Origin of the sequence: Bacillus sp. ISL-39 (genome assembly GCF_018613295.1) — a bacterium.
Lineage (GTDB): Bacteria > Bacillota > Bacilli > Bacillales > Cytobacillaceae > Mesobacillus.
Genome location: NZ_JAGGQM010000022.1, coordinates 71,215 through 92,768 on the forward strand (window position 1 = coordinate 71,215; position 21,554 = coordinate 92,768).

General features: G+C 42.5%; 22 protein-coding genes, 1 tRNA gene and 2 other annotated features. Of the genes, 17 read left to right on the forward strand and 6 right to left on the reverse strand.

Translation table 11 applies throughout. From position 1 onward, the window contains the following. A complete protein-coding gene (locus J7E37_RS16175; protein ID WP_214781558.1) occupies positions 1 to 1,833 on the reverse strand; it encodes a DNA ligase D in 1,833 nt (610 codons plus the stop codon). A gap of 141 nt (positions 1,834 to 1,974) precedes the next feature. Between J7E37_RS16175 and ku the strand changes: the two genes are divergently transcribed. Both ku and J7E37_RS16185 read left to right on the forward strand, forming a co-directional pair. Further along, the gene (gene ku / locus J7E37_RS16180) at positions 1,975 to 2,835 is read left to right on the forward strand and encodes a non-homologous end joining protein Ku (RefSeq protein ID WP_214781278.1); all 861 of its coding nucleotides are present in this window, start codon (positions 1,975 to 1,977) and stop codon (positions 2,833 to 2,835) included. Positions 2,836 to 2,954: 119 nt separating this feature from the next. Beyond that, complete coding sequence (locus J7E37_RS16185) at positions 2,955 to 3,851, forward strand: NAD-dependent epimerase/dehydratase family protein (protein WP_214781279.1); 897 nt, start codon at positions 2,955 to 2,957, stop codon at positions 3,849 to 3,851. Positions 3,852 to 3,892: 41 nt separating this feature from the next. Here the strand turns inward: J7E37_RS16185 and J7E37_RS16190 are convergent, their stop codons facing one another. Continuing rightward, on the reverse strand, positions 3,893 to 4,945 hold the full coding sequence (locus tag J7E37_RS16190) for a sulfite oxidase (protein WP_251009711.1): 1,053 nt from the start codon (positions 4,943 to 4,945) through the stop codon (positions 3,893 to 3,895). A gap of 143 nt (positions 4,946 to 5,088) precedes the next feature. On the opposite strand from J7E37_RS16190, the gene J7E37_RS16195 reads away from it, so the two are divergent. Genes J7E37_RS16195 through J7E37_RS16205 form a run of 3 tightly spaced genes read left to right on the forward strand, consistent with a single transcriptional unit; the run spans position 5,089 to position 6,591 of the window. Next, complete coding sequence (locus tag J7E37_RS16195; RefSeq protein WP_214781281.1) at positions 5,089 to 5,613, forward strand: hypothetical protein; 525 nt, start codon at positions 5,089 to 5,091, stop codon at positions 5,611 to 5,613. Positions 5,614 to 5,671: 58 nt separating this feature from the next. Beyond that, a complete protein-coding gene (locus tag J7E37_RS16200; protein ID WP_214781282.1) occupies positions 5,672 to 6,157 on the forward strand; it encodes a metallophosphoesterase family protein in 486 nt (161 codons plus the stop codon). Positions 6,158 to 6,195: 38 nt separating this feature from the next. Beyond that, positions 6,196 to 6,591 (forward strand): cytosolic protein, encoded by a 396-nt coding sequence (locus J7E37_RS16205; RefSeq protein ID WP_214781283.1) that lies wholly within the window; start codon positions 6,196 to 6,198, stop codon positions 6,589 to 6,591. A gap of 33 nt (positions 6,592 to 6,624) precedes the next feature. Here the strand turns inward: J7E37_RS16205 and J7E37_RS16210 are convergent, their stop codons facing one another. Together J7E37_RS16210 and J7E37_RS16215 are read right to left on the reverse strand one after the other, a co-directional pair. Next, positions 6,625 to 6,936, reverse strand: coding sequence for a DUF6509 family protein (locus J7E37_RS16210; RefSeq protein ID WP_214781285.1), 312 nt, complete (start codon positions 6,934 to 6,936; stop codon positions 6,625 to 6,627). 538 nt (positions 6,937 to 7,474) lie between these two features. Beyond that, positions 7,475 to 8,095: a LysE family transporter gene (locus J7E37_RS16215; RefSeq protein ID WP_214781287.1), complete on the reverse strand. Its 621-nt coding sequence runs from the start codon at positions 8,093 to 8,095 to the stop codon at positions 7,475 to 7,477. Between the two features lie 416 nt (positions 8,096 to 8,511). Between J7E37_RS16215 and J7E37_RS16220 the strand changes: the two genes are divergently transcribed. Continuing rightward, positions 8,512 to 8,718: a cold-shock protein gene (locus J7E37_RS16220; RefSeq protein ID WP_192470543.1), complete on the forward strand. Its 207-nt coding sequence runs from the start codon at positions 8,512 to 8,514 to the stop codon at positions 8,716 to 8,718. An 85-nt stretch (positions 8,719 to 8,803) separates the two neighbouring features. Here J7E37_RS16220 and J7E37_RS16225 read toward each other — a convergent pair. Next, positions 8,804 to 8,887: transfer RNA gene (locus tag J7E37_RS16225), tRNA-Leu, on the reverse strand. 187 nt (positions 8,888 to 9,074) lie between these two features. On the opposite strand from J7E37_RS16225, the gene J7E37_RS16230 reads away from it, so the two are divergent. The 7 genes from J7E37_RS16230 (at position 9,075) to J7E37_RS16255 (ending at position 15,609) form a co-directional block, all read left to right on the forward strand. Continuing rightward, positions 9,075 to 9,707, forward strand: coding sequence for a LysE family transporter (locus J7E37_RS16230; RefSeq protein WP_214781289.1), 633 nt, complete (start codon positions 9,075 to 9,077; stop codon positions 9,705 to 9,707). 174 nt (positions 9,708 to 9,881) lie between these two features. After that, a complete protein-coding gene (locus J7E37_RS16235; protein WP_214781291.1) occupies positions 9,882 to 10,634 on the forward strand; it encodes a DeoR/GlpR family DNA-binding transcription regulator in 753 nt (250 codons plus the stop codon). Continuing rightward, entirely contained in the window at positions 10,631 to 11,542 is a 912-nt protein-coding gene (gene pfkB, locus J7E37_RS16240) for a 1-phosphofructokinase (RefSeq protein ID WP_214781293.1), read from the forward strand. The genes J7E37_RS16235 and pfkB overlap by 4 nt, the downstream gene beginning before the upstream one ends. A gap of 15 nt (positions 11,543 to 11,557) precedes the next feature. Further along, positions 11,558 to 13,417: a PTS fructose transporter subunit IIABC gene (locus J7E37_RS16245; RefSeq protein ID WP_214781295.1), complete on the forward strand. Its 1,860-nt coding sequence runs from the start codon at positions 11,558 to 11,560 to the stop codon at positions 13,415 to 13,417. Between the two features lie 128 nt (positions 13,418 to 13,545). Further along, positions 13,546 to 14,346 carry a DUF2935 domain-containing protein gene (locus J7E37_RS16250; RefSeq protein ID WP_215025149.1) on the forward strand — a complete coding sequence of 267 codons (801 nt, stop codon included), beginning with the start codon at positions 13,546 to 13,548 and terminating at the stop codon, positions 14,344 to 14,346. Between the two features lie 159 nt (positions 14,347 to 14,505). Continuing rightward, the gene (locus tag J7E37_RS22510) at positions 14,506 to 14,595 is read left to right on the forward strand and encodes a putative holin-like toxin (protein ID WP_225649917.1); all 90 of its coding nucleotides are present in this window, start codon (positions 14,506 to 14,508) and stop codon (positions 14,593 to 14,595) included. Between the two features lie 243 nt (positions 14,596 to 14,838). Further along, on the forward strand, positions 14,839 to 15,609 hold the full coding sequence (locus J7E37_RS16255) for an alpha/beta fold hydrolase (protein WP_215025152.1): 771 nt from the start codon (positions 14,839 to 14,841) through the stop codon (positions 15,607 to 15,609). A 31-nt stretch (positions 15,610 to 15,640) separates the two neighbouring features. On the opposite strand, the gene bcbE is transcribed toward J7E37_RS16255, so the two are convergent. After that, entirely contained in the window at positions 15,641 to 16,909 is a 1,269-nt protein-coding gene (bcbE, locus tag J7E37_RS16260; RefSeq protein ID WP_214781302.1) for a bacillibactin exporter BcbE, read from the reverse strand. A gap of 163 nt (positions 16,910 to 17,072) precedes the next feature. On the opposite strand from bcbE, the gene J7E37_RS16265 reads away from it, so the two are divergent. The 4 genes from J7E37_RS16265 (at position 17,073) to trpD (ending at position 21,554) form a co-directional block, all read left to right on the forward strand. Further along, entirely contained in the window at positions 17,073 to 17,714 is a 642-nt protein-coding gene (locus tag J7E37_RS16265; protein WP_251009712.1) for an MOSC domain-containing protein, read from the forward strand. Positions 17,715 to 17,775: 61 nt separating this feature from the next. Beyond that, positions 17,776 to 18,022 (forward strand) — a binding site (T-box leader). A 60-nt stretch (positions 18,023 to 18,082) separates the two neighbouring features. After that, positions 18,083 to 18,340, forward strand: a binding site (T-box leader). A gap of 224 nt (positions 18,341 to 18,564) precedes the next feature. Beyond that, positions 18,565 to 19,959, forward strand: coding sequence for an anthranilate synthase component I (gene trpE / locus J7E37_RS16270; protein WP_215025154.1), 1,395 nt, complete (start codon positions 18,565 to 18,567; stop codon positions 19,957 to 19,959). Further along, entirely contained in the window at positions 19,943 to 20,545 is a 603-nt protein-coding gene (locus J7E37_RS16275; RefSeq protein WP_215025157.1) for an anthranilate synthase component II, read from the forward strand. Before trpE ends, J7E37_RS16275 begins: the two co-directional genes overlap by 17 nt. After that, a complete protein-coding gene (gene trpD / locus J7E37_RS16280; RefSeq protein WP_215025160.1) occupies positions 20,529 to 21,554 on the forward strand; it encodes an anthranilate phosphoribosyltransferase in 1,026 nt (341 codons plus the stop codon). The genes J7E37_RS16275 and trpD overlap by 17 nt, the downstream gene beginning before the upstream one ends.

The window sequence follows — 21,554 nt, forward strand, 5'->3', positions numbered from 1 at the left end:
TCAGGATTTTTTTGACTTCAAAACATTCAGGACCGGTTCGAAATTCTGCGCTGTTTTTGCAGCAAAATAAGTCCTGAACGGACAGCCTGACTTTTGCACACGCTCGATGATTGTGCCTAGATGGAAATCCTCAAGTCTTAAATTCTCATTCACTTCTTCCCAAAATAACGGAGTGGCCACACCTGCATGTGATTTTCCGCGAGCGGAATAGGGGCTGACAATCGTTTTGCCTTCAGAATGCTGGATGTAATCCACATATAATCGGTTGCCCCTGTTTTTCTTCAGCCGTTCGATCGTAAACGATTCCGGCTCTTTAGATACCAGGTAGTTCGCGATAAAGGAGGTGAACAACCTTGTATCATCGTAGCTATAACGGTTATCCGGGAGCGGGATATACACCTGGAGTCCTTTGTTCCCTGAAGTTTTTATAAAGCTGATCAGCTTTAATTCATCCAGGACCTCTTTGATATAAACGGCAGCTTTAATCGCTAAATGGAAATCGTCCCTCGATGGCGGGTCAAGGTCAAAGACGATTTCATCAGGCCCTTTGCTGTTGATTGTCTGGAAGGGAATATGAAACTCAATGGCAATTTGATTACCGAGCCAAAGCAAGGTTTTCATATTATTGCAGACAATATATTCAATTCCTTCAGATTTTGCAGTCTGGACAAAAGCCGGTGCATAATCAGGGACGTTTTTTTGGTAAAAGGCTTCGCCAAACATCCCGTGAGGATAGCGGATCACTGTTAACAGCCGGTCCTCCAGGAATGGAAGCATATAGGGGGAAATCTCCCTTAAATAATGAATGTAATCCATCTTTTGGATCGGCGGTTCTTCCCAAATCGGCTTATCGGGATGGGTGACTTCAATATCCGGAGGCAGATTCTTTTGTTGGAAAACAAACTTTTCATAAGTGCAGGTATCTGGACTTAAATCGAAACGAAACTGATGAAAATGAGGCTCACGAAGTTGGTCCTCATAGATTTCCAGATACTTTACATCAAGGCAAATGCCTGGTTCCACATAAATGAACTGAGTATCTTCATCACTTTTATTTTGTTTGATGATTTGATGGAGGGCATTTTTTTCCTCGGGCTTGAATCCGAAGATTACCAGGCCAATTTGATGTATTTTTGAATCCCTGTAAACTGAGATATAAAAGTAACCGTTTGATTTCTCATAAGCCGTGACAAAGCAGGAAACATACTTCCAGTTCTTCGATTTAATCCACGTTTCTGTCCGTTTTCCTTCCTCCCATCTGCTGTTGTATTGCTTGGCAATGATCCCCTCTCCATCGTAAATGACGATTTTTTCCCATAAGCTTTTCAAATCCGTTTCACTCGGAATAAGCTGGACCAAGTCCGGGTTTTGATGATTGGGAGAGAGAGGCAGCCCAATCTCGGAAAACAGGGATTGAAGGTTTGTCCGCCTGTGGTTGTAACTCTCAGATGCTATATTTTTTCCTTTTACCTTCAAAAGGTCGAAAACCATCAGCCTGCATGGATTCCTGTCAGCTTCGGCTTTGATTTTTTCCTTTGATCTCATTCTTCCCCTGATTTGGATTGCCCCGAAATTGGCTTTATAAGGGTTCTCTAAATAAACTAGCTCAGCGTCTAATGTCAGAGGCAGATATGGCTGGAACTTTTCCTTGTTGGCAGTAAGGAACACTTCTAATTCTGGGAACAAAGGAAGCAGCGGTTTTCCATTGCGGCTTGTCAATTCAATTTCTGAATCCCATGTCAACAAGGCACGAAAGCCGTCAAATTTGATCTCATAACGCCATTCATTCCCCTGCGGCGTTTCAAATGCCAGTGTAGGGAGCATTGGTTTCAGCATTTTTCCCCATCCTTTCACACCAGTGACTATTTATATTGTTCCTGTTTGGCTCCATCCTAGTACACTGGGAAATGTTTTAATGCATGATAAAACAATTATTAAGCAAATTAGTATTAAAACGATAAGGTGGAGAATGTAATGCATACAATCTGGAAAGGGAGCATCAGCTTCGGGCTTGTCAATATCCCGGTCAAGCTTCATGCTGCGACTGAGGATCGGGACATCAAGCTGAGAACTCTTCATAAAGAATGCCACTCGCCAATAAAATATGAGAAAACTTGTCCAGTGTGCGATGTTGAAGTGAAAAACGAAGACATCGTTAAGGCTTATGAATACACAAAAGGTAAGTTTGTCGTTCTTGAAAATGAGGATCTTGAAGCGTTAAGGAAAGAAAATGAAGATAAAGCCGTGGAAATAATCGACTTTGTAAAAATTACGGAAATAGATCCGATTTATTTTCAGCGCAGCTATTTCATGTCTCCGAACGAGGGCGGCGGTAAGGCCTATTCTCTACTCAGGAAAGCTCTTGAAGAATCGCAGAAGGTGGGAATTGCCAAAATAATCATTCGGGCAAAGGAACAACTTGCAGTTGTACGCGTCTATAACAATACACTCGTCATGGAGACCATCCATTTCCCGGATGAAGTCAGAAACGCAGTAGATGTCCCGAATGTACCAGAAGAAGATAAAGTGACGGAAAAGGAGCTGGCTACTGCCATCATGCTCATTGATCAGCTGACAACCGAGTTTGATGCAGAAAAGTACAAGGATGATTATCGTACCGCTTTATTGGAACTTATCGAAGCAAAGCGTACGGGCAAAGAAATGGTCACTCCTACCGAAAAAGAGCCAGTCTCCAATGTTACAGATCTTATGGCAGCGCTTCAGGCTTCTATCGACCGTACCAAGCCTGAGAAAAAGAAAGAGCCAGCGCCAGCCTCAGCAAAGAAGAAGAAAACAGCCGCTAAACCAAAGGCTAAGGAAAAGAAACAAGCTTAAAGAAACAAGCACAGATTACACAGCCGGCCATCACTATGTGGCCGGTTTTTGTTTGGATTATTTTTAAAGGAGAATCCGGAGCTTAAGAAGAATAAATTTATAGTGAAGGGGGATTATCGATGAGAAAAATTCTTGTACTTGGAGGAACCCAGTATTTTGGAAAAAAGCTGGTGCAAAAGCTGATAAAGAATGGTGATGAGGTAACGATTGCTACCAGGGGAATGAAAAATGACCCTTTTGGTGAAAATGTTAAGCGGCTGGTAATTGATCGGGAAAAGAAAGAGACGATGGCAGCAGCCTTCGAAGGAAAAGAATGGGACCTTGTGTATGACCAATCCTGTTTTTCGCCAATGGAGGCGAGAGATACAGTAGAGGCATTGAAGGGGAAAGCGGCCCGCTATATTTTCACCTCTACTCAAGCTGTATATGACTTTGGCACGCTTCATACAGAAGGCAATTTTAATGCTTTTACATATCCAATAGAATACAAAAGCCGAAAGGAATACCCAGGGTATGAAGGCTACAAAGAGGCAAAAAGAGCCTCAGAAGCGGTATTCAATCAGCTTGGTTATTTTGAGGTCGTTTCCGTCCGGTTCCCAATTGTCGTTTCGGAAGACGATTACACAGAACGCCTGAAGTTCCATGTAGATAAAATACTTTCAGGACAACCAATAGGCATGCCAGACCCTGATTTGCGCTACAGTTTCATCCACGCTGATGAAGCCGCAGATTTTTTGTTGGATATCGGGAAGTCAAATTTTGAGGGACCAATCAATCCTGGATCTTCCGGAGATATTAGTTTGAAAGAATTGGTTGATAAAATAGCTTTGCTGGCCAATAAAGAAGCAATCGTGAAGGATACCACTGAAAACGGAACGGTCTCTCCGTATGCATTGCCTGGATCCTGGTCGATCGACACTGCACTTGCAGCTGGTCTGGGCTTTAAATTTACCGAACTAAATCAATTATTGGATCAATTGTTCATCTATTATATTGAACTGAATGATATGCATTAAAATAAACCAAGGCGCAAAGATACTCTGCACCTGGGTTTTCTTCATTCTGCCTTTACAGTAATTTGCATAACTGCATTGTATCCATACCCTTTCTCGTTCCAGACAGCTTCTGAAGGCTGGGTTTTACCTTCGGTATCGGTTGCCCGGACTGATATATGATATGAATTTCCATATTTAAAAAACTTCGCGTAACTCCATGAAACAGTTTGATGTTCCACAGTGGGGGTATCCAGTCTGGCTTGCTCCCAATTAGCTCCATTATCAAAGCTTATTTCCACCTTTGCGATGACCCCGGAACCTGTCCAGGCGATCCCTCTGATTTCGCAGGTTCCGCTTTTAACTAACTGTCTATCAAGTGGCTGCTGGATTGTTGAATTCACTCTGTTTATAGTGACTGGCTCAGTTGTGCCGTTTTTATAATAATAAACATAATCATCACTCTGAAAGGGCCCTTTAAATTTGTCTTTAATCAATATGATTTCATTTAGCCATTTAACAGACGCCATCCCGTACCACCCTGGAACAATCAGCCGGAAAGGAAAACCGTGTTTATGGGGGATGGGTTTCCCGTTGTACTCATATGCGATCATTACTTCAGGATCTAGGGCCTTGGCAATTGGTAAACTTCTTTCAAAGTGGATCCACTTGCTGTTCTTGATGCCTGCGTCTCTTCCTCTAAAAACAACATCAGATACACCTTCTTTAATTCCGGTGTACTCAAGCAAGGTTTTCAAAGGAACTCCCTTCCAAATTCCCTCACCCATCGCACCATCTTCCCACTGCTCTCCAAAGACTTTTTCTTTGAAGTATGCCCTCTTATTACCTGAACATTCAATGAGCACCCTATTGGATTTAGATGCCAGCTTCAAAAATTCAGAGTAATTGAATTGTAAAGTGTGATCAACTGAGCCGGAAATTGTCAGCGTGAATGACTCTGGTGTTAAAATCGGATAAGAAAAGTGATTCCGGCGGTAAAATAGAGGCTCAGCAACCGGCTGAAGAAAAGAAACAAAGTTAATCAGAGTTTCCTGATTTTCAGGGATAAGGCTTCTTGTTGTTAAGTAAGGACGCACCTTTCCAAAATTCAAGTACATATTCATTCCTCCTCATCGTTAATTTATTGCTGGGACGCAAATGGAAGAACATTAAAAAGGTTTTTCGGGATGGGTGTCAAATAATATTAATAATAGGTTCAGTGGCGGAATATAAACGACGAGTTCTAACAGGGGGCAGGCAAATGGAGAAAAAAAGCACATGGAAACTTATGGTTCTACCTGTAAGTCTGTTCTTACTGGCGTTTGGGTTATATGCAGGTTATACAATGTGGGAGAAAAGGAGTCATCATGAAGCCAGGGATGAAAGCAACCTTAAAAACGGAGGTCAGACTGTCGCGTTATTTCAGGAGAATTCAGAGCATGAAAACTACTCAACAGTTGGCGGCTTCATTCGTGAATTTCATACTAAATATAATGATACTCTTGGTTGGGGAAGGATAGATACGGTTGAATGGGAGGAGCAAAGGGAGATCGCTTCTGAAATCATCTCAGTTTTGGCAACTGTCGAAACTGACAATACTGCCCTCCAGGCTGATTTTGATACGATATCCAATTATTCAAGAACCATTGAAGATGGGATAAAAGATAAGAAAATCTTACTTCAGCTTCACCGATATTTTCATGACCTCGATATCGAGTTCAATAGTTATAATGATACGAAAGATTATTTTAATGTGACAAAATATAAAGATCCTGAAAAAGGTTAATCCATTCTCACCAGGGTACCATAAAAGGGGATGGCAGGCGAAGGGAGTGTGTCGAGCCATGAAAATAGTTGTCATTTCTGACACTCATATGCCAAAAAAAGCAAAGCAGCTGCCTGAGAAACTGCTCAATGACCTGCAAGATAGTGACTATATTATTCATGCTGGCGATTGGCAGACCGTGGAGCTATATAGCGAGTTAAAACAGTTTGGCCCGGTTATCGGCGTGACCGGCAATGTAGATGGACCCGAACTGAAAAAACTGCTCAAAACAAAAGAAATCCTCGTGGCAGGTGATTTCCATATAGGGATAGTCCATGGACACGGCACCGGGAAAACTACCGAAAAAAGGGCAATTGAAACATTCGCAGCCGATGAGGTAGATTGCATAGTATATGGTCATTCGCATATCCCCGTCCTCAAGGAAATCGGTGGTGTGATTGTCTTTAACCCAGGATCACCGACTGATAAAAGGAGACAGCAGCAATTCTCTTATGGTATCCTGACTGTCGAAGAAAGAATTATCGCAAAGCATATCTTTTTTTAGATCCACTATGTAAATTCGAGACAGGAGGTAATTCAACAATGAAAACCTTTGATGTGAAATTTCACGCAGAAGATCAGGTAGAAACAATGAAGGTTCAAAAATTAAGCAGCGAGGATTATGAGCAGGCTACAGAGGGCGGTACACGCCATTTATTTGACCTTGATACGAATATTGGTTTCTTTGTCTTTTTTGATGCGGAAGATAAAGATGGCAAGGTCTATTATTTAATGCTCCAATATGAGGAGCAGAAGGAAGAACCATCGAATTGCTACGGCTTCGAACTGAAGGATTTCTATGAGTTTTCAGCATTATACTTGAATGATCTGGAATTTACTGAAGAACTTAACGAAGAAGAGGGGGAGCTTGGACCTGTTCAGCATCTTGCTCATCTCCTTTATCACATCGTTGAGGAAGGAAAGGCAGTAGAAGTATAAGTAAAATAAAAAAGAGCAGGAATCTGCTCTTTTTTATTTTGTTTCCTCTTCATTTTCTTCCTCAGCGGGCAAGTTTTCCTCACAATACTTTTTCACTTGCAGCACTTCATCTTCCTCAAGTTCAAAATCAAGAACCTTTTCCGTTTCCTGTTCAATAAAATAGCTCTGCAGGATCCGTCTCTCTTCGCCGTTCACCAAAAAAAGCACCTTCAAAAGTAAGCCTTTTTCAGTATAGAGCTCGTCTTCTTCGTCTACCTCGATATTTAGGAAATATTCATATCTGCTCCCTGACAGAAGTCCAAATGGATCCTCAAGAAGCTCGACAGTATGTCCGGTAATATTCATGAATGCTCATCCTTTTAATTTTGTCACCTCTATTATATATCGAAAACATCAAAAACAATCAAGGAATTCGAAGCAAAGGGAAGATTGCCGGATAAAAGGCAGCTTTCAGGACTTAATGAAAACGGAGCAGTATGTGGAAATCGCAACCTGGAACAAAACAGGTGTTTATTAGCCCATTGCAAGTACTGGAACGGAGACCGGTGACATACCAGCGATTTAAAAACAAAGAAATTATTGTGACAGCTTTTAAGGGGACGCAGTCAAAGCTGTCAAGAAACCTCCGTTATTGAGACAGCTTTTCAGGAAACGTAGTCAAAGATGTCAAGAAACAGCCTTTATTGAGACAGCTTTTCAGAAAACGTAGTCAAAGCTGTCAAGAACCAGCCTTTATTGTGACAGCTTTTCAGGAAACGCAATCAAAGCTGTCAAGAAACATCCGTTATTGTGACAGCTTTATAGGAAACCCGGTCAAAGCTGTCAAGAAACAGCTGTTATTGTGACAGCTTTACAGTATGTGAGATGCATTGGGCACTCTTTTTTAAAGAAAAAGCTTCAACGCCTGATATCCGAAGAATAAGGCAAAGCCAATTAGTGATATTCCTGATAGGAGGGAAATAATCGTAAGCAACCTTGTGGTAAGCAGCTTTCGGAAGCTGCTGGAAATTGCGGCCATAACGATATCCCAGAGAATAAGGCCGAGAATGATCCCAAAGCTGTAAATGACTAGTTCGCCAGTGCCGTACGAGGAAGCAGTCTTGGCAAGGACTGATCCGTAAATTCCGAGCCAAAATAAGATGGTGAGCGGGTTAGAAATGGACATGATAAAGCCGGATAAAAAAGACTTAAAACCGGATTCCTCACTTCGATTATCCATGACGATTTTGCCAGAGCCGATAATTGTCTCAATGCCTGTATACATCAAGACAAAGAATCCGAACAGCCAGAGAAATGATTGCATGAACGGTGTCTCGAGGTATTTAACTACACCCAGATAGACAGTCAGCATGTAAATGATATCAGCTGTCAGTGCGCCCAGGCCAAGAAGCCATGCCTGAAAAAAACCACTCTTGATCCCTTTGTCCATCTGTGCGGCATTAACAGGGCCAATCGGGGCGGCCAGTGATAATCCAAGGAAAATATAACCCAAGAAAACATTCACTTTTTAATCCTCCAATAGTCAAATCGTAATTTGCTTGTACTATTTCTATTCATACTTATGGAGGCGTACAACCTATTTTTACAAAAATAATTTCTTTTTTTAGGGCAGTCTTAATAAATTTAAAATGAAAAGAATATACTAGTAACTGTTGCGCAGGCTACTGCAGATGTGTCACTTTTGGTAAAAATAAGAAAGTGTGGTAAAATGGAATAGATATCAACTTTCGGATCATTCATTTATTATAAAAAGTTTCATTTGCCGGCTTTTTATAATAAATGAATTTTTTTATCAATCGAACGATGATAAGGTCTTTTCGAATGTTTTGCTGCTTTATAAAGTCCAGAATAAACTGGGATTATTATTGAAAGCCTGCAAAAATGAAAAGGGCCATTATTAAACTATAGGAGCGTGAGGAAATGGCATTTGGAAGAAAACCGCCTGAAGAGATCGTAACCGCTGAAACGAAAATATGGGTATGTACTTCTGATGATTGCAATTGCTGGGTTCGCGACAACTTTAAAAGCAGCAATGTCCCCGCATGCCCAATTTGTCAAAGTGATATGGAGCAGGAGACTAAGGTTCTTGAAGTAGTCAACAACCATAGTCAGAATTTAATTGGATAATATTGTAGTCAAAACAGTCTGGATGGATATCCAGGCTGTTTTTTTGCACAAAAAAAGTGCCCAATGTATAGGCACCTTTTCTGTATGCGGATGAGAGGACTTGAACCTCCACGGTGTTGCCACCACTAGAACCTGAATCTAGCGCGTCTGCCGATTCCGCCACACCCGCGTATTTATACCAGAATTATAGCACAGAAACTATAGATTACAATGAAAAAAATTTTGTGCAGTGCAGTAAGGATCATGCTGTTTAAACAAAGCTGCAAATTGTATTTTAAAAAATTGGACAGGTAGTATTAGGATTGAAATTTCCAACATACAATGTACAAAGTTTTTGTATGTTGGGGGACGAAGCCTTGAGTGTAAGTGTACTAGTCAGTTATATATTCCTTGGGTTAACGCTGGCTGCACCAATCGGCCCGGTAAATTCAGCCAGGTTGGATAAGGGGATCAAAAATGGTTTCTGGCATGCCTGGATTGTAGGGACAGGTTCGATGATTGCCGACGCCATTTTTATGCTGTTAATCTATTTGGGTCTTGTGAATTTTTTGGACATGCCTATCATTCAAATATTCCTCTGGCTGTTTGGCGGATTCGTCATGATTTACTCGGGGATAGAGTGTATTATAAAGGCCAATACCATTGATCTCGCTTTCAGCCGCGGTAAAGAATCGTTGCTCAAATGTTTCCTTACGGGTTTTATCATGTCGATCAGCAGCCCTTTATCCATTCTTTTCTGGCTGGGAATCTATGGTTCTGTGCTTGCAAAAACCGCCAGCAACTATGGACGGACAGACCTGCTGATATACAGCAGTATGATTTTTCTCGGCCTGGCATTGTGGGACATTTTTGTAGCAGCGATTACCACCGGTTTCAGGAAGTTTTTGAATTATGGCAGCTTGAGGGCTATTTCAATATTGTCCGGCCTTTCCTTGCTCGGATTTGGCTTCTATTTTGGCTACCAGGGTATCAAGGCTTTATTATTTTAGTAGTTCTATTAGAAAACCTCCATTTCGGAGGTTTTTTTATTTTCTGATAACTGTCATAAACGTTCATATTTATTTAAAATTTGACTTAAAATGATTGTTTTTGAAAGAAAATGATTGATTTCTGAAATCGATTACATTATGATGATAATACGAAGCAATTAGGAGGAATGGCTCATGTTGACACCTGAGCGCCACCAGCTCATTTTACAATTAATAAAAGAAAAACCAATAGTGAAGATACAGGAACTAGTTGATCTGACTGAGGCTTCGGAATCGACCATCCGCCGGGACCTGACCATCCTTGAGGAAGGGAAGTTCCTGAAAAGAGTGCATGGCGGAGCAGCAAGGTTAAGGGGCAAACTCCAGGAGCCAAGCATGATTGAAAAATCCACCAAATTCCTTCAGGAAAAAAGACAAATCGCTCAATATGCAGCAAGTCTTGTGGAAGAAGGGGATAGCATCTATCTTGATGCCGGTTCGACTATTTTGGAAATGGTTAGTTTCCTTCCGGTAAAAGATATTGTCGTAGTTACTAATGGACTCATGCACTTACCGCAGCTGCTTGAAAGAAATATAGAATCGTATGTGATCGGCGGATATGCCAAGCCGAAAACGAATGCGGTCATTGGAAGAGGAGCTCTGGCAAGCCTTGAACAGTACCGCTTCGATAAATGCTTCCTCGGAGTTAATGGAATTCATCCACATTCTGGCTATACGACGCCGGACCAGGAAGAAGCGCTGATCAAGCAAAAAGCAATGACATTGTCCCGAGAGGTATTTGTCCTTGCTGATGACACAAAGTTCTCTGAGATCACCTTCGCAAAAATTGCAGATCTCCATGAGGCTGCGATCATTACCAATACCATTGATGAGGATCATAAAGGACAATATACGAGCAAAACTTCAATAAAGGTTGTGACATCATGATATACACACTGACTCTTAATCCATCTGTTGATTACCTCGTTGAAGCAGATGAAATTCATTTAGGCAGTTTGAATAGAAGTTCGAATGAAACAAAACTTCCTGGCGGTAAAGGCATCAATGTTTCAAGGGTACTTCGCTCCCTTGGAGTTGACAGCAAGGCTACAGGTTTTATCGGAGGTTTCACTGGCAGGTATGTCGAGGAGTTTCTTAACAGGGAAGGCGTGCAAACCAGATTTGTCAATGTTGAGGGTGATACTCGAATCAATATTAAGCTTAAGGCCGGAACAGAAACAGAAATAAATGCCAGTGGCCCGGAAATATCCACACTGGCAATAGGAACATTGAAGGAGCAAATCAAGCAGCTTGGACTCGGTGATTATCTGATCCTCGCGGGAAGCATTCCCTCCAGCATGCCTGATTCCATATATGAAGAGATAGTCCAAATCTGCAAGGATACAGGAGCAGAAGTGATCGTGGATGCAGAAGGTGATTTGCTGAAAAACATCCTTGTCCACAGGCCTTTCCTGATTAAACCGAATCATCATGAGTTGGGGCAGTTCTTCAACAAGGAAATTACCGAAGCTGATGAAGCCATTATTTATGGAAAAAAACTTGTTGAAGCTGGTGCTAAAAATGTCATCGTTTCATTGGCTGAGAAAGGTGCCGTCTATATCAATGAAAACGACGCCTATAAAGCTGATGTTCCTCAAGGTGAAGTCAAAAGCTCAGTGGGTGCAGGCGATTCAATGGTGGCTGGTTTCCTGGCTCAGTATTTAAAGACCGGTGACCGCAAAGAAGCTTTCCGCTATAGTGTTGCATCCGGAAGCGCAACTGCGTTTTCAATCGGATTATGCACACCTGAGAAAGTTGAACAACTTCTTCAAGAAGTAAAAATATTAAACAGCTAGTAAGGGGGAGAAAACATGAGAATCACAGAACTGCTGACTAGAGAGACTATTTTATTATCAATGAGTGCTGCATCAAAGCAGGATGCTGTAAATGAGCTTGTAGGAGTGCTAGAGCGGGCTGGGAAAATCACGGACCGTAATGCTTTTAAGGAAGCCATTCTAAAACGGGAAGAACAGAGCACAACAGGCGTAGGCGATGGGATCGCCATTCCACATGCAAAAACTTCAGTTGTAAAGGAAGCGGCAATTGTATTCGGAAGATCTGAGGCTGGAATCGATTATGAATCATTGGACGGACAGCCTGCACATCTATTCTTTATGATTGCAGCACCAGAAGGGGCAAACAATACCCACCTTGAAGCCCTTGCGCGACTTTCTTCCATTTTGATGAAAGCTGATGCACGTGAAAAGCTGCTTGGAGCAAAGACTGCAGATGATGTCATTAGAATCATTAACAGCTACGACAAGGATGAAAGCGAAGAGAAGGTTGAGAGGAACAATAAAAAGTTTATCGTTGCAGTAACTGCATGCCCTACGGGTATTGCCCATACTTACATGGCCGCAGATTCCTTAAAAGCGAAAGCTGCCGAAATGGGCGTAGATATCAAGGTTGAAACGAATGGCTCGGGTGGGGCGAAAAATGTCCTTACGAAAGAAGACATTGAAAACGCTGAAGCAGTCATCATTGCAGCCGACACAAAGGTGGATATGGACCGCTTTGCTGGCAAGCCTCTAATTGATGTTCCTGTTGCGGATGGAATCCGAAAACCAAAGGACTTGATTGAAAAGGCTGTTAAAAAGGACGCACCACTATATAAGGCATCAGGCAATGCAACTGCAGAAAAGAAGGAAAGCCGCGGCGGAATATATAAGCATTTAATGAATGGCGTATCGAATATGCTTCCTTTCGTAGTCGGCGGCGGTATTCTAATCGCAATTTCGTTCATGTTCGGATATAACGCGTTTAATCCAGATGATCCTTCCTATCACCCAATTGCCAAGGCATTGATGGACATTGGCGGAGGCGGCGGTGCCTTTGGATTGTTAGTGCCAATTCTTGCCGGCTTTATTGCACTAAGTATTGCTGACAGGCCAGGTTTTGCACCGGGTATGGTCGGCGGATTACTCGCAGCAACTGGCGGCGGCGGATTCCTTGGCGGTTTGGTTGCCGGATTCCTCGCTGGCTATCTAGTATTGGGACTGAAGAAATTGTTCGCTGGACTTCCTGCTTCACTTGAGGGTATTAAAACCATTCTCTTGTATCCATTGTTCGGTATTGCTTCAACAGGGTTCATTATGCTGTTTTTAGTAAACAAACCAGTCGGTGCCTTGAATCAGGCAATCACTGATTGGCTCTCGGGACTAGGGACTGGCAATGCTGTAGTGCTTGGTATTGTCCTCGGTTTAATGATGGCATTCGACATGGGCGGTCCGGTTAATAAAGCAGCTTATGTTTTCGGAACAGGCTTGCTTGCTAACGGTGTTTATGAGCCAATGGCTGCAATCATGGCAGCCGGTATGGTTCCTCCGCTTGGAATTGCACTGGCAACTACGATCTTTAAAAATAAGTTTTCCAAGGAAGACCAGGATGCAGGAAAGGCAAATTATATCATGGGACTTTCCTTCATCACTGAAGGTGCCATTCCGTTTGCAGCCGCAGATCCGCTCCGTGTAATCCCTTCTGTAATGGCTGGATCAGCTGTTGCCGGCGGATTGACTATGATGTTTAACATTGGGCTGAGAGCTCCTCACGGCGGATTGTTCGTAGTACCGCTAGTCGAGGGAGGCTGGCTGTTATACCTGGCTGCAATTCTCATCGGTTCAGTCGTCACAGCCATCTTGCTTGGAATATTGAAGAAACCAGTTGCAAAATAAAACCAAAGGCCTGCAGGCTTAAAGTCTGCAGGCTTTTTGTATAAAATTTTATAGTAGTGGACATATGAATATTTCCCCCGCTTAGCCTATAAGCTTTTATGAAGTGATTTGTAAAGGGGGAAAAGAGGATGGAGAGGGATTTTAAAGCGGCTGCCTTGTATGAACACCGGTTTTGGCTTCAGGTTCTTGGTGACCATGGGCGATTCCTGCACGAGGCTCTTGTACCTGTAGAGCAGGAAGAAATAGAAACGGCGAAGTACTTCATTAATACCTTTGACAGGCTGCTGCAAAGGGTAGAAACGACCAATCTCATTCATTTGAGCCTGAGAGCAGATGAAGAAGCAAAGAAAATTCGGCAATTTAAGCTGGATCTGATAGAAAAAATGCTGACTGGCAATGTCAAAATCCATTTCGGCCCAACCTTTTTAAACCATATGGTAAATGAGGTTGAGGAGTATATCAGAGTTCTTGGATATCTAAAAAGAGGAGAGGTTCCGCCGGTATTCCACGAATTGCACCATCATACTGTCTGGCTGCTTGATGCGGCTGGTCATGCCGGTGCCATTCAAAGTAATCTTGACCAGGTTGAAAAAAGTTTAAAGGCCAAGAGTGAAAAATACATGAAGCATTTTGAGGATTTTTACTTAAAAGCAGTCGAAATGACGGGTTACCTGCGAACAAATTTAAGTTCATTTCCAGCTCTGCAAAGGATGAATCGAGAGGTATCGCTGGAAATTCAGCTGTTCATGAAGTTTCTTGATGAACTAAAGGAACTCGAGTTGACTGAACAGGCACTGGGCAGCTTTGCTCCGCTAATGGCTGACCATATGTTCAGGGAGGAGTGCTATTATTTATCCAAAGTTGCTGAAGCAGCCTCAATGAATAAGCCGGAATGCGATCCCGGGAAGCCAAGATTGAAGACAGACTGAAGGAGGGGGATACTAGATAGAATTCATTCCGTCTAGTATCTTAGCCCTAATTTTGTTCTAATATAGAACGGATGTTCTTATTTTGGACAAGGTTATGTTATACTTGAGTAGCAATAGTCACTCTCAAGGTGGTCGGCTAAGCCCCGGAGGAAGGGGGTGATGCCTTTGACGGTATTCGAAACCTTTATGGCTATGTTTTCATTTGCCAGTCTAATCCTCGCAATCCTAACGTTAAGCCAAAAAAAATAGACCTCACTTTACTGTAATACAGTGAGAGGTCCATCTGCTTATCTTGCCGAACCTCAGGCGGGAACGGCTATTGCGGAGACTGCTGGTGGGCCAACACCGGCAGTCATTCTTTACATTCATACAATACAAGAATACCATAGGAGACGGTCATTGTCACGGTTATAAGGGTTTTATGCATGAGATGTTTTGCGATTTGGCTATACTAATGAAGTTGTATAATCCATGCATAGGAGTGAATAACGGATGCCTAGATGCACATTAGAATATGGGGATCTCTTTTACGAAGAGATTGGGCAGGGAAATCCAATTATCTTTCTGCATCCACCTGGTATGGGTAGGAAGGTATTTCAATTTCAGAAGCCGCTGAGCGAACGTTATAAGCTAATTTTACCCGACTTAAGCGGTCATGGGGAGTCTTCTGTTTTATTAAAAAACGTTACCATCCAAAAGTATGCAAAAGAAGTGTTGGAGCTGGCTGACTTTATTGGCCAGGACAAGGTGACGTTATGCGGTTATTCCTCAGGAGGCAGCATCGCTCAGGAATTCGCCTTGGCCTACCCGGAACGAACTGAATCAATTATCTTGTGCGGAGGCTTTGCTGAGGTACAATCGCCCTCATTGAAATATGAACATATGCTGGGGATGTATTTCGTCAGGAATTCACCAAAAACCCTGGCCAAGGTGATTGCAACCGCTCACACATTCGATAAAAACTACAGGACCGAACTGATTGAACATATGTTGAAGACCGATTTAAATACATGGTTCCATTTTTACCATGAGTCATTGAATTATTCTTGTATCGGCCGGCTGAAGAATTTGAATGTCCCTCTATTGCTTATTTATGGGGCGAGGGATTTTATCAATCAGCATCTAAGGGCGTATGAACGAGAGCTTGAAGATTTCCGGACAGCGATCATCCCTAAAGTCTCACATCAGGTACCTGTAAAGAAATGGCAGGAGTTCAATAGTGAAGTGGCTAAATTTTTGGAAGAGCAATCAGCCAGGCGTTAAAAAAACGCATTGTTCGAAAAACAATGCGTTTTTACGCCTCTTGTTTATCTGGTTTTATAGCGAGAAATGTGGCTAGGGCTGCAGAAATGCTTAATACCGTCAGAATTATGAACATTAGCTTATTAGAATTTTTCATCATTAAAGCGATGACAGGCGGACCTGCAGCTACCCCGATGAATCTCATTGAGCTGTATAAGGATGTAATGGTCCCTCGTTCTTCTTGTTCAATACTTTCAGTAATCAATGCATCCAGTGGAGGCAGGCTTGCTCCAATACCAATGCCGGCAACGAGGAACATGGAGATTAGAAACCATAGCTCTCTTGAAAAACTCAAGAGGGCCACTGCTATACCAAGCAGAACCAAGCTCGAGAACGTAATCCACTTCATAAGGATCATGTTCTTCTTAATTAATTTTCCAGTAATAAATGATGAAAGGCACAGAGCCCCTAAAGGCAGGGCAAGAAACAATCCTTTTTTCAAATCCTTTATTCCATATTTGTTCTCCAGAATATCGGACAGGTAAAATAAGACTCCAAACAACACGAACATGACAATGGCACCAATAAAAAAGATGGCATAGAGCCACCGCCCATTCTCGGTGAAAGTCAGTTTGATTTTCTTGAGGAAATCCTTAAAAGGTAATGGTTTTTCTTTCTTTTTTGGACTTTTTACAAGGAAAATCATCATTATGATCGATAGTGCACAGAACACTGGTATTGAAAAAAATGGGATAAACCAGATGAATCCTGCCAGGAAAGAGCCTAAAACCGGGCTGAGCACCTTTCCCAGCGTGTTTGCGGTTTCAATCTCTCCAAGGGCACCGCTCACTTCATCATCGTTTTTAAACATATCTCCAACCAGGGGCAAAACGATTGGAAAAGCTCCAGCTGCTCCCACACCCTGCAAAGCTCTCCCGATTAAGACAACCCAGTATCCATCGTTCATTTGCCATGATGCCCACCCAGATATAGTTCCTCCAATTCCAGTTATGATCAGGCTTGGGATGATGACTTTTTTTCGGCCAATATGATCAGATAAATACCCGGCTATCGGGATTAAAAATATGGCTACTATTGAATATACAGTTATGATCAGGCTTGATTGGAAGGAAGAAATGCCCATTTTCTTTTCCATGACAGGCAAAACAGGAATCAGCATCGAATTACCAAGTGTCATCACAAGCGGAATGGATGCGAGAGAGACAATTGCCCATTTTTGATTATTGACATTATCCTTTTTCGTATCTTTTTTATCCGAAACTCCACCAGATTTTGGAAACAAGCTTTCAATATAATTCATGATATTAACCTGCCTTTTTTCATACTATTTTTAGTGTGGACATAAACAACAGAAAAAACAGATGTCTTTTTATGGGAAAGATATTTGCTGTGTAAATTCCTTATGGAGATTTTAGGGCGAAAAGGATAAAATAATTGGAAAAGGCTTGAAGGTTGGTGGAATCATGACACAAATATTGTACCTGAATATAGGGAAGCCGGAGCTTAAGAACTGGAACGGCAAAGAAGAACTTTCAGCAATAGGAAAAAAAAGAGTGACACAAGCGTTACTTACAAAAGAATCTTTTCAGGGAGATGGCGTGGCGGCAACAGAATTTCATGGAGGACCTGACAGAGCGGTTTGTTTTTATCCCGCAGAGCATTATTCAAAATGGTCTGTTGAATTCGGAAAGGAATTTGACCCTCCAACCTTTGGGGAGAATATTTCAGCCCCGGGCATGTTGGAAGCCGATATCTATATCGGTGATACATACAAGCTTGGAGAATCTGTGATCCAGGTGACACAGGGAAGGATTCCGTGTTCAAAAATATCGAAGAATAACCAAATTGACCGTCTGCTGAAAAGGGTAGTCGAGACTGGCTATACCGGCTATTTTTTCCGTGTTCTTCAAGAGGGAATGGTCTACGAAGACTCCGAAATCACTTTTTTGGAGAGGATACAAAATGACTTTTCGATTTTAAGGGCAAATGAAATTTATTTTCACCAGAGGAAGGACTATCAAGCGATTGAAGGACTGTTAGAAATCGAGGAACTGGCAGAAGACTGGAAGAGAAATCTAGAGAAATTTTTAATGCAGAAAAATTAAAATATTTCATTTTTTGTTTGACATTTGTGAATCACCGCTTTATTATAATGATTAATATAATGAATGAGCGATGACGAAGAGTAGTAACTGGATCAGGTACTTCAGAGAGCTGATGGTTGGTGGGAATCAGTGTAACTGTTGCAGCGAATGGACTTCCGAGCTTCCGGACCGAACCCTTACGGCAGTAGGCTCTGGCGAAATGGCCTTATCGTTATAAAAGGCAGGCATTAAGCATTCAATGCTCGATGCTGTTAAGTGAGCTGTTTTACAGCTAATTAAGGTGGCACCACGGGTCTCTCGTCCTTATTGTATTCAATAAGGATGGGGGACCCTTTTTGTCTGCTGTTTGATATTGATAATAATATTATGTAAACTCGATGAACAAGAAGAGTAAGCAGGATATTTCTGTTGCAGAGAGCCGGGTATGGTGTGAACCGGCACAGAAATACTTGCCGAATGGCCTTGTGAGAGGCAGCCTGAAGTAACAGTAGGGCTTGCCCGGGATTCCTCCGTTAAAAGGATAGGGTATATCGAAAGCTTTTTTGGTTTTCCTGTACTTGAAGAGAGGGAGCTCTTAAAGCTCCAATTTGAGGTGGCACCGCGGTCCTATCGTAATCGTCCTCTATACAGCACAATCATTGTGCATGTATAGGGGACTTTTTTATTGGCTGTTGATCTACGTTCCAGGCGCTTCGCTTTCCGCGGGCAGTCGGGGAGCCTCCTCGTCGAAAGCTCCTGCGGGGTCTCCCCATGACTTGCTCATCCCGCAGGAGTCTTCGCGCCTTCCACTACAATCAACAGGGTTTGATCAAAGCTTTTTGCGTCTTGTCTATTTTAAAGGAGGATTTATATGAATGTAGAGGCACTTGATGTTTTTATTGAGGAAATTGAGGGAGATACATTAACCCCTATATCTGTATTTCAAATGATTTCCGGAAAGAAAAAATTTCTGCTGGAAAGTTCCCATAAACATAATGATTCCGGCCGTTTTTCCTTTATTGGCTGTGATCCCGTTTACGAGCTTTTGAATGAAAAGGGCCAGACGTATCTGTCAAGGAACGGGGTTAAGGAGCGTGTAAGTGGCCCATTTTCCAAGGCACTGAAAGAAATGCTTCCTAAATTAAATACTGAATTTGATATTCCTTTTATAGGAGGCGGGGTAGGTTTTGTCAGCTATGACTTCATTCGCGATTATGAAGAGATTGGGCCGCTGAAGGAAGATCCACTCGATATGCCGGAAGCGCACTTGATGTTCTTCAATGAAGTAATCGTGTTTGACCATCTTAAACAAAAGATCAACCTGATTGGCATTCCGTTTCCAGGGTACAGCAATGATGATCTTATAAAGAAAATAAAGAAACGAAAAGAAGAGCTTGATTCGTCAGTCAAAAAACATCCTGTCAATCGATTTTCACTATCAGACTTTAGAACATCGCAAAACAGGGAGGAGTTTGAAAAATCGGTAAGGACCGCAAAGAGCCTGATTGAAGAGGGAGAAATCTTTCAGGTTGTGTTATCAAGAAGGCTTTCAGCGAATGCAAAAGGAGATCCATTTTCGTTCTATCGAAAGCTGAGAGTGGATAATCCCTCCCCTTATATGTACTTCATTGACTTTGAAGGCTATGTTGTTGCCGGTACCTCCCCTGAAAGCCTCGTAAAGTACAGGGATGGAACGATGATTACAAACCCGATTGCAGGAACAAGGCCAAGAGGAAAAACAGCTGAGGAAGACATAAAAATGGAATTGGAATTAAATGAGGATGAAAAAGAATTGGCCGAACATAAGATGCTAGTCGACCTGTCAAGGAATGATTTAGGGAGGATTTGTGAGATAGGCAGTGTAAAGGTTGATAAATTCCTGGCTGTTGAGAGGTATCAGTTTGTCATGCATCTCGTATCAGAGGTGAGCGGGAGACTCTTGCCGGAAGCTCATCCTGTTGATGGATTGGCGGCATGCCTGCCTGCAGGAACAGTGTCCGGAGCTCCAAAAATTCGGGCGATGCAAATCATCAACGAGCTTGAAGCTGAAAAAAGAGGTGTTTATTCAGGAGCAGTCGGTTACTTCTCTGCCTGTGGAAGCATGGATTTTGCCCTTGCGATCAGAACATTAGTTGTCAAGGATGGCAAAGGATATCTACAGGCAGGTGCCGGTATTGTATATGACTCTGATCCTGCAAAAGAATTCGATGAAACCAACCATAAATTAAAAGCATTGATGGAGGCAGCCAATGATTCTACTCATTGATAATTACGATTCATTTACCTATAACCTTTACCAGTATCTAAGCGAACTTGGGGCTGAAGTGAAAACGATCAGGAACGATAAAATAACGGTTAAGGAAATCTTGAAAATGGAACCTGAAGCTATCGTCCTTTCTCCCGGTCCAGGCAGGCCAGAACAGGCTGGGATCTGTGTTGAAACTGTTAAACAATTGGCTCCAGCTATCCCGATCTTGGGGATATGTCTTGGCCACCAGGCGATAGCCCATGCATTTGGCAGCTCGATCATCAAGGCAAAAAAAATCAGGCACGGCAAGCAATCGAAGCTCAGACATACAGGAACTTCACTAATGATTAATCTGGAGGAACATCCTGAGGTCATGAGGTATCACTCCTTGGTGATCGACCGTATGACGCTGAATGAAGATTTTCAGGTGTTGGCGGAAGCAGCTGATGACAAGGAAATCATGGCAATCAAGCATCATCATTATCCTTTATATGGACTTCAGTTTCATCCGGAATCCATAGGAACGAACAGCGGAAAGCAGATTTTATCGAATTTTCTTACTGAAATCAGAGAGGAGATTTTATCTTATGAAACATTATCTTGAAATGGTTGTCGAAGGAACATCGCTTTTGGAGCATGAAATGGAAGAAGCAGTCCAGGAAATTTTCACACAAGATACGACAGACAGCGAGATTGCATCTTTTTTAACAGGGCTTAAATTAAAAGGTGAAACGGCTGAGGAAGTATCTGGATTAGTAAAGGCGATCAGGAAGCATGCGTTGCATTTCACAAAGAAAATACCGAATGTTCTGGATAATTGTGGAACAGGAGGGGATGGTTCCAAAAGCTTCAATATTAGCACCACTTCCGCATTTGTCATTGCAGGCGCCGGAATTACGGTAGCAAAGCATGGGAACAGAAGTGTATCGAGCAAGACCGGCAGTGCGGATGTTTTGGAGGCTCTCGGTGTCAGTCTGGACTTATCTCCGGAAGCAACAGAAGAAATCCTTGAACAGAATGGAATTGCATTTCTTTTTGCCCCCCATGTCCATCCGAAACTAAAACAAATCATGAAGGTAAGAAGGGACCTGAAAATCCCTACGATCTTTAATTTAATCGGGCCATTGACAAATCCAGTACAGCTTGACTACCAGCTGCTGGGCATCTACCGCAGGGATATGCTCGATAAGTTTGCCCATGTGCTGGAAAACCTGAACCGGAAGCGGGCCATCGTCATCAACGGAGCGGGTGGAATGGACGAAGCTTCTCTAGCGGGTGAGAATGAAATGGTCATCGTTTCAGGAGGGGAAATCAAGCCAATCAAGCTCAATTCTGAAGAAGTGAACCTGCCAGTATACGATAATACCAGTATCAAGGGCGGGGATGCACGGGATAATGCTGATATATTGCGCCAAGTCCTTCAAGGCAAAAAAGGAGCACACCGGGATACAGTGCTGCTGAATGCAGGTCTGGGAATTTATACTGCCGGGAAGGCGGAATCGATTCTGCAGGGTGTGAATCTGGCAGCGGAAAGCATCGATTCAGGCAGGGCAATGGCCAAACTGGAGAACTTAATTAGCATCAGTAATCAAAACAAAAAGGCGGTAGGATGA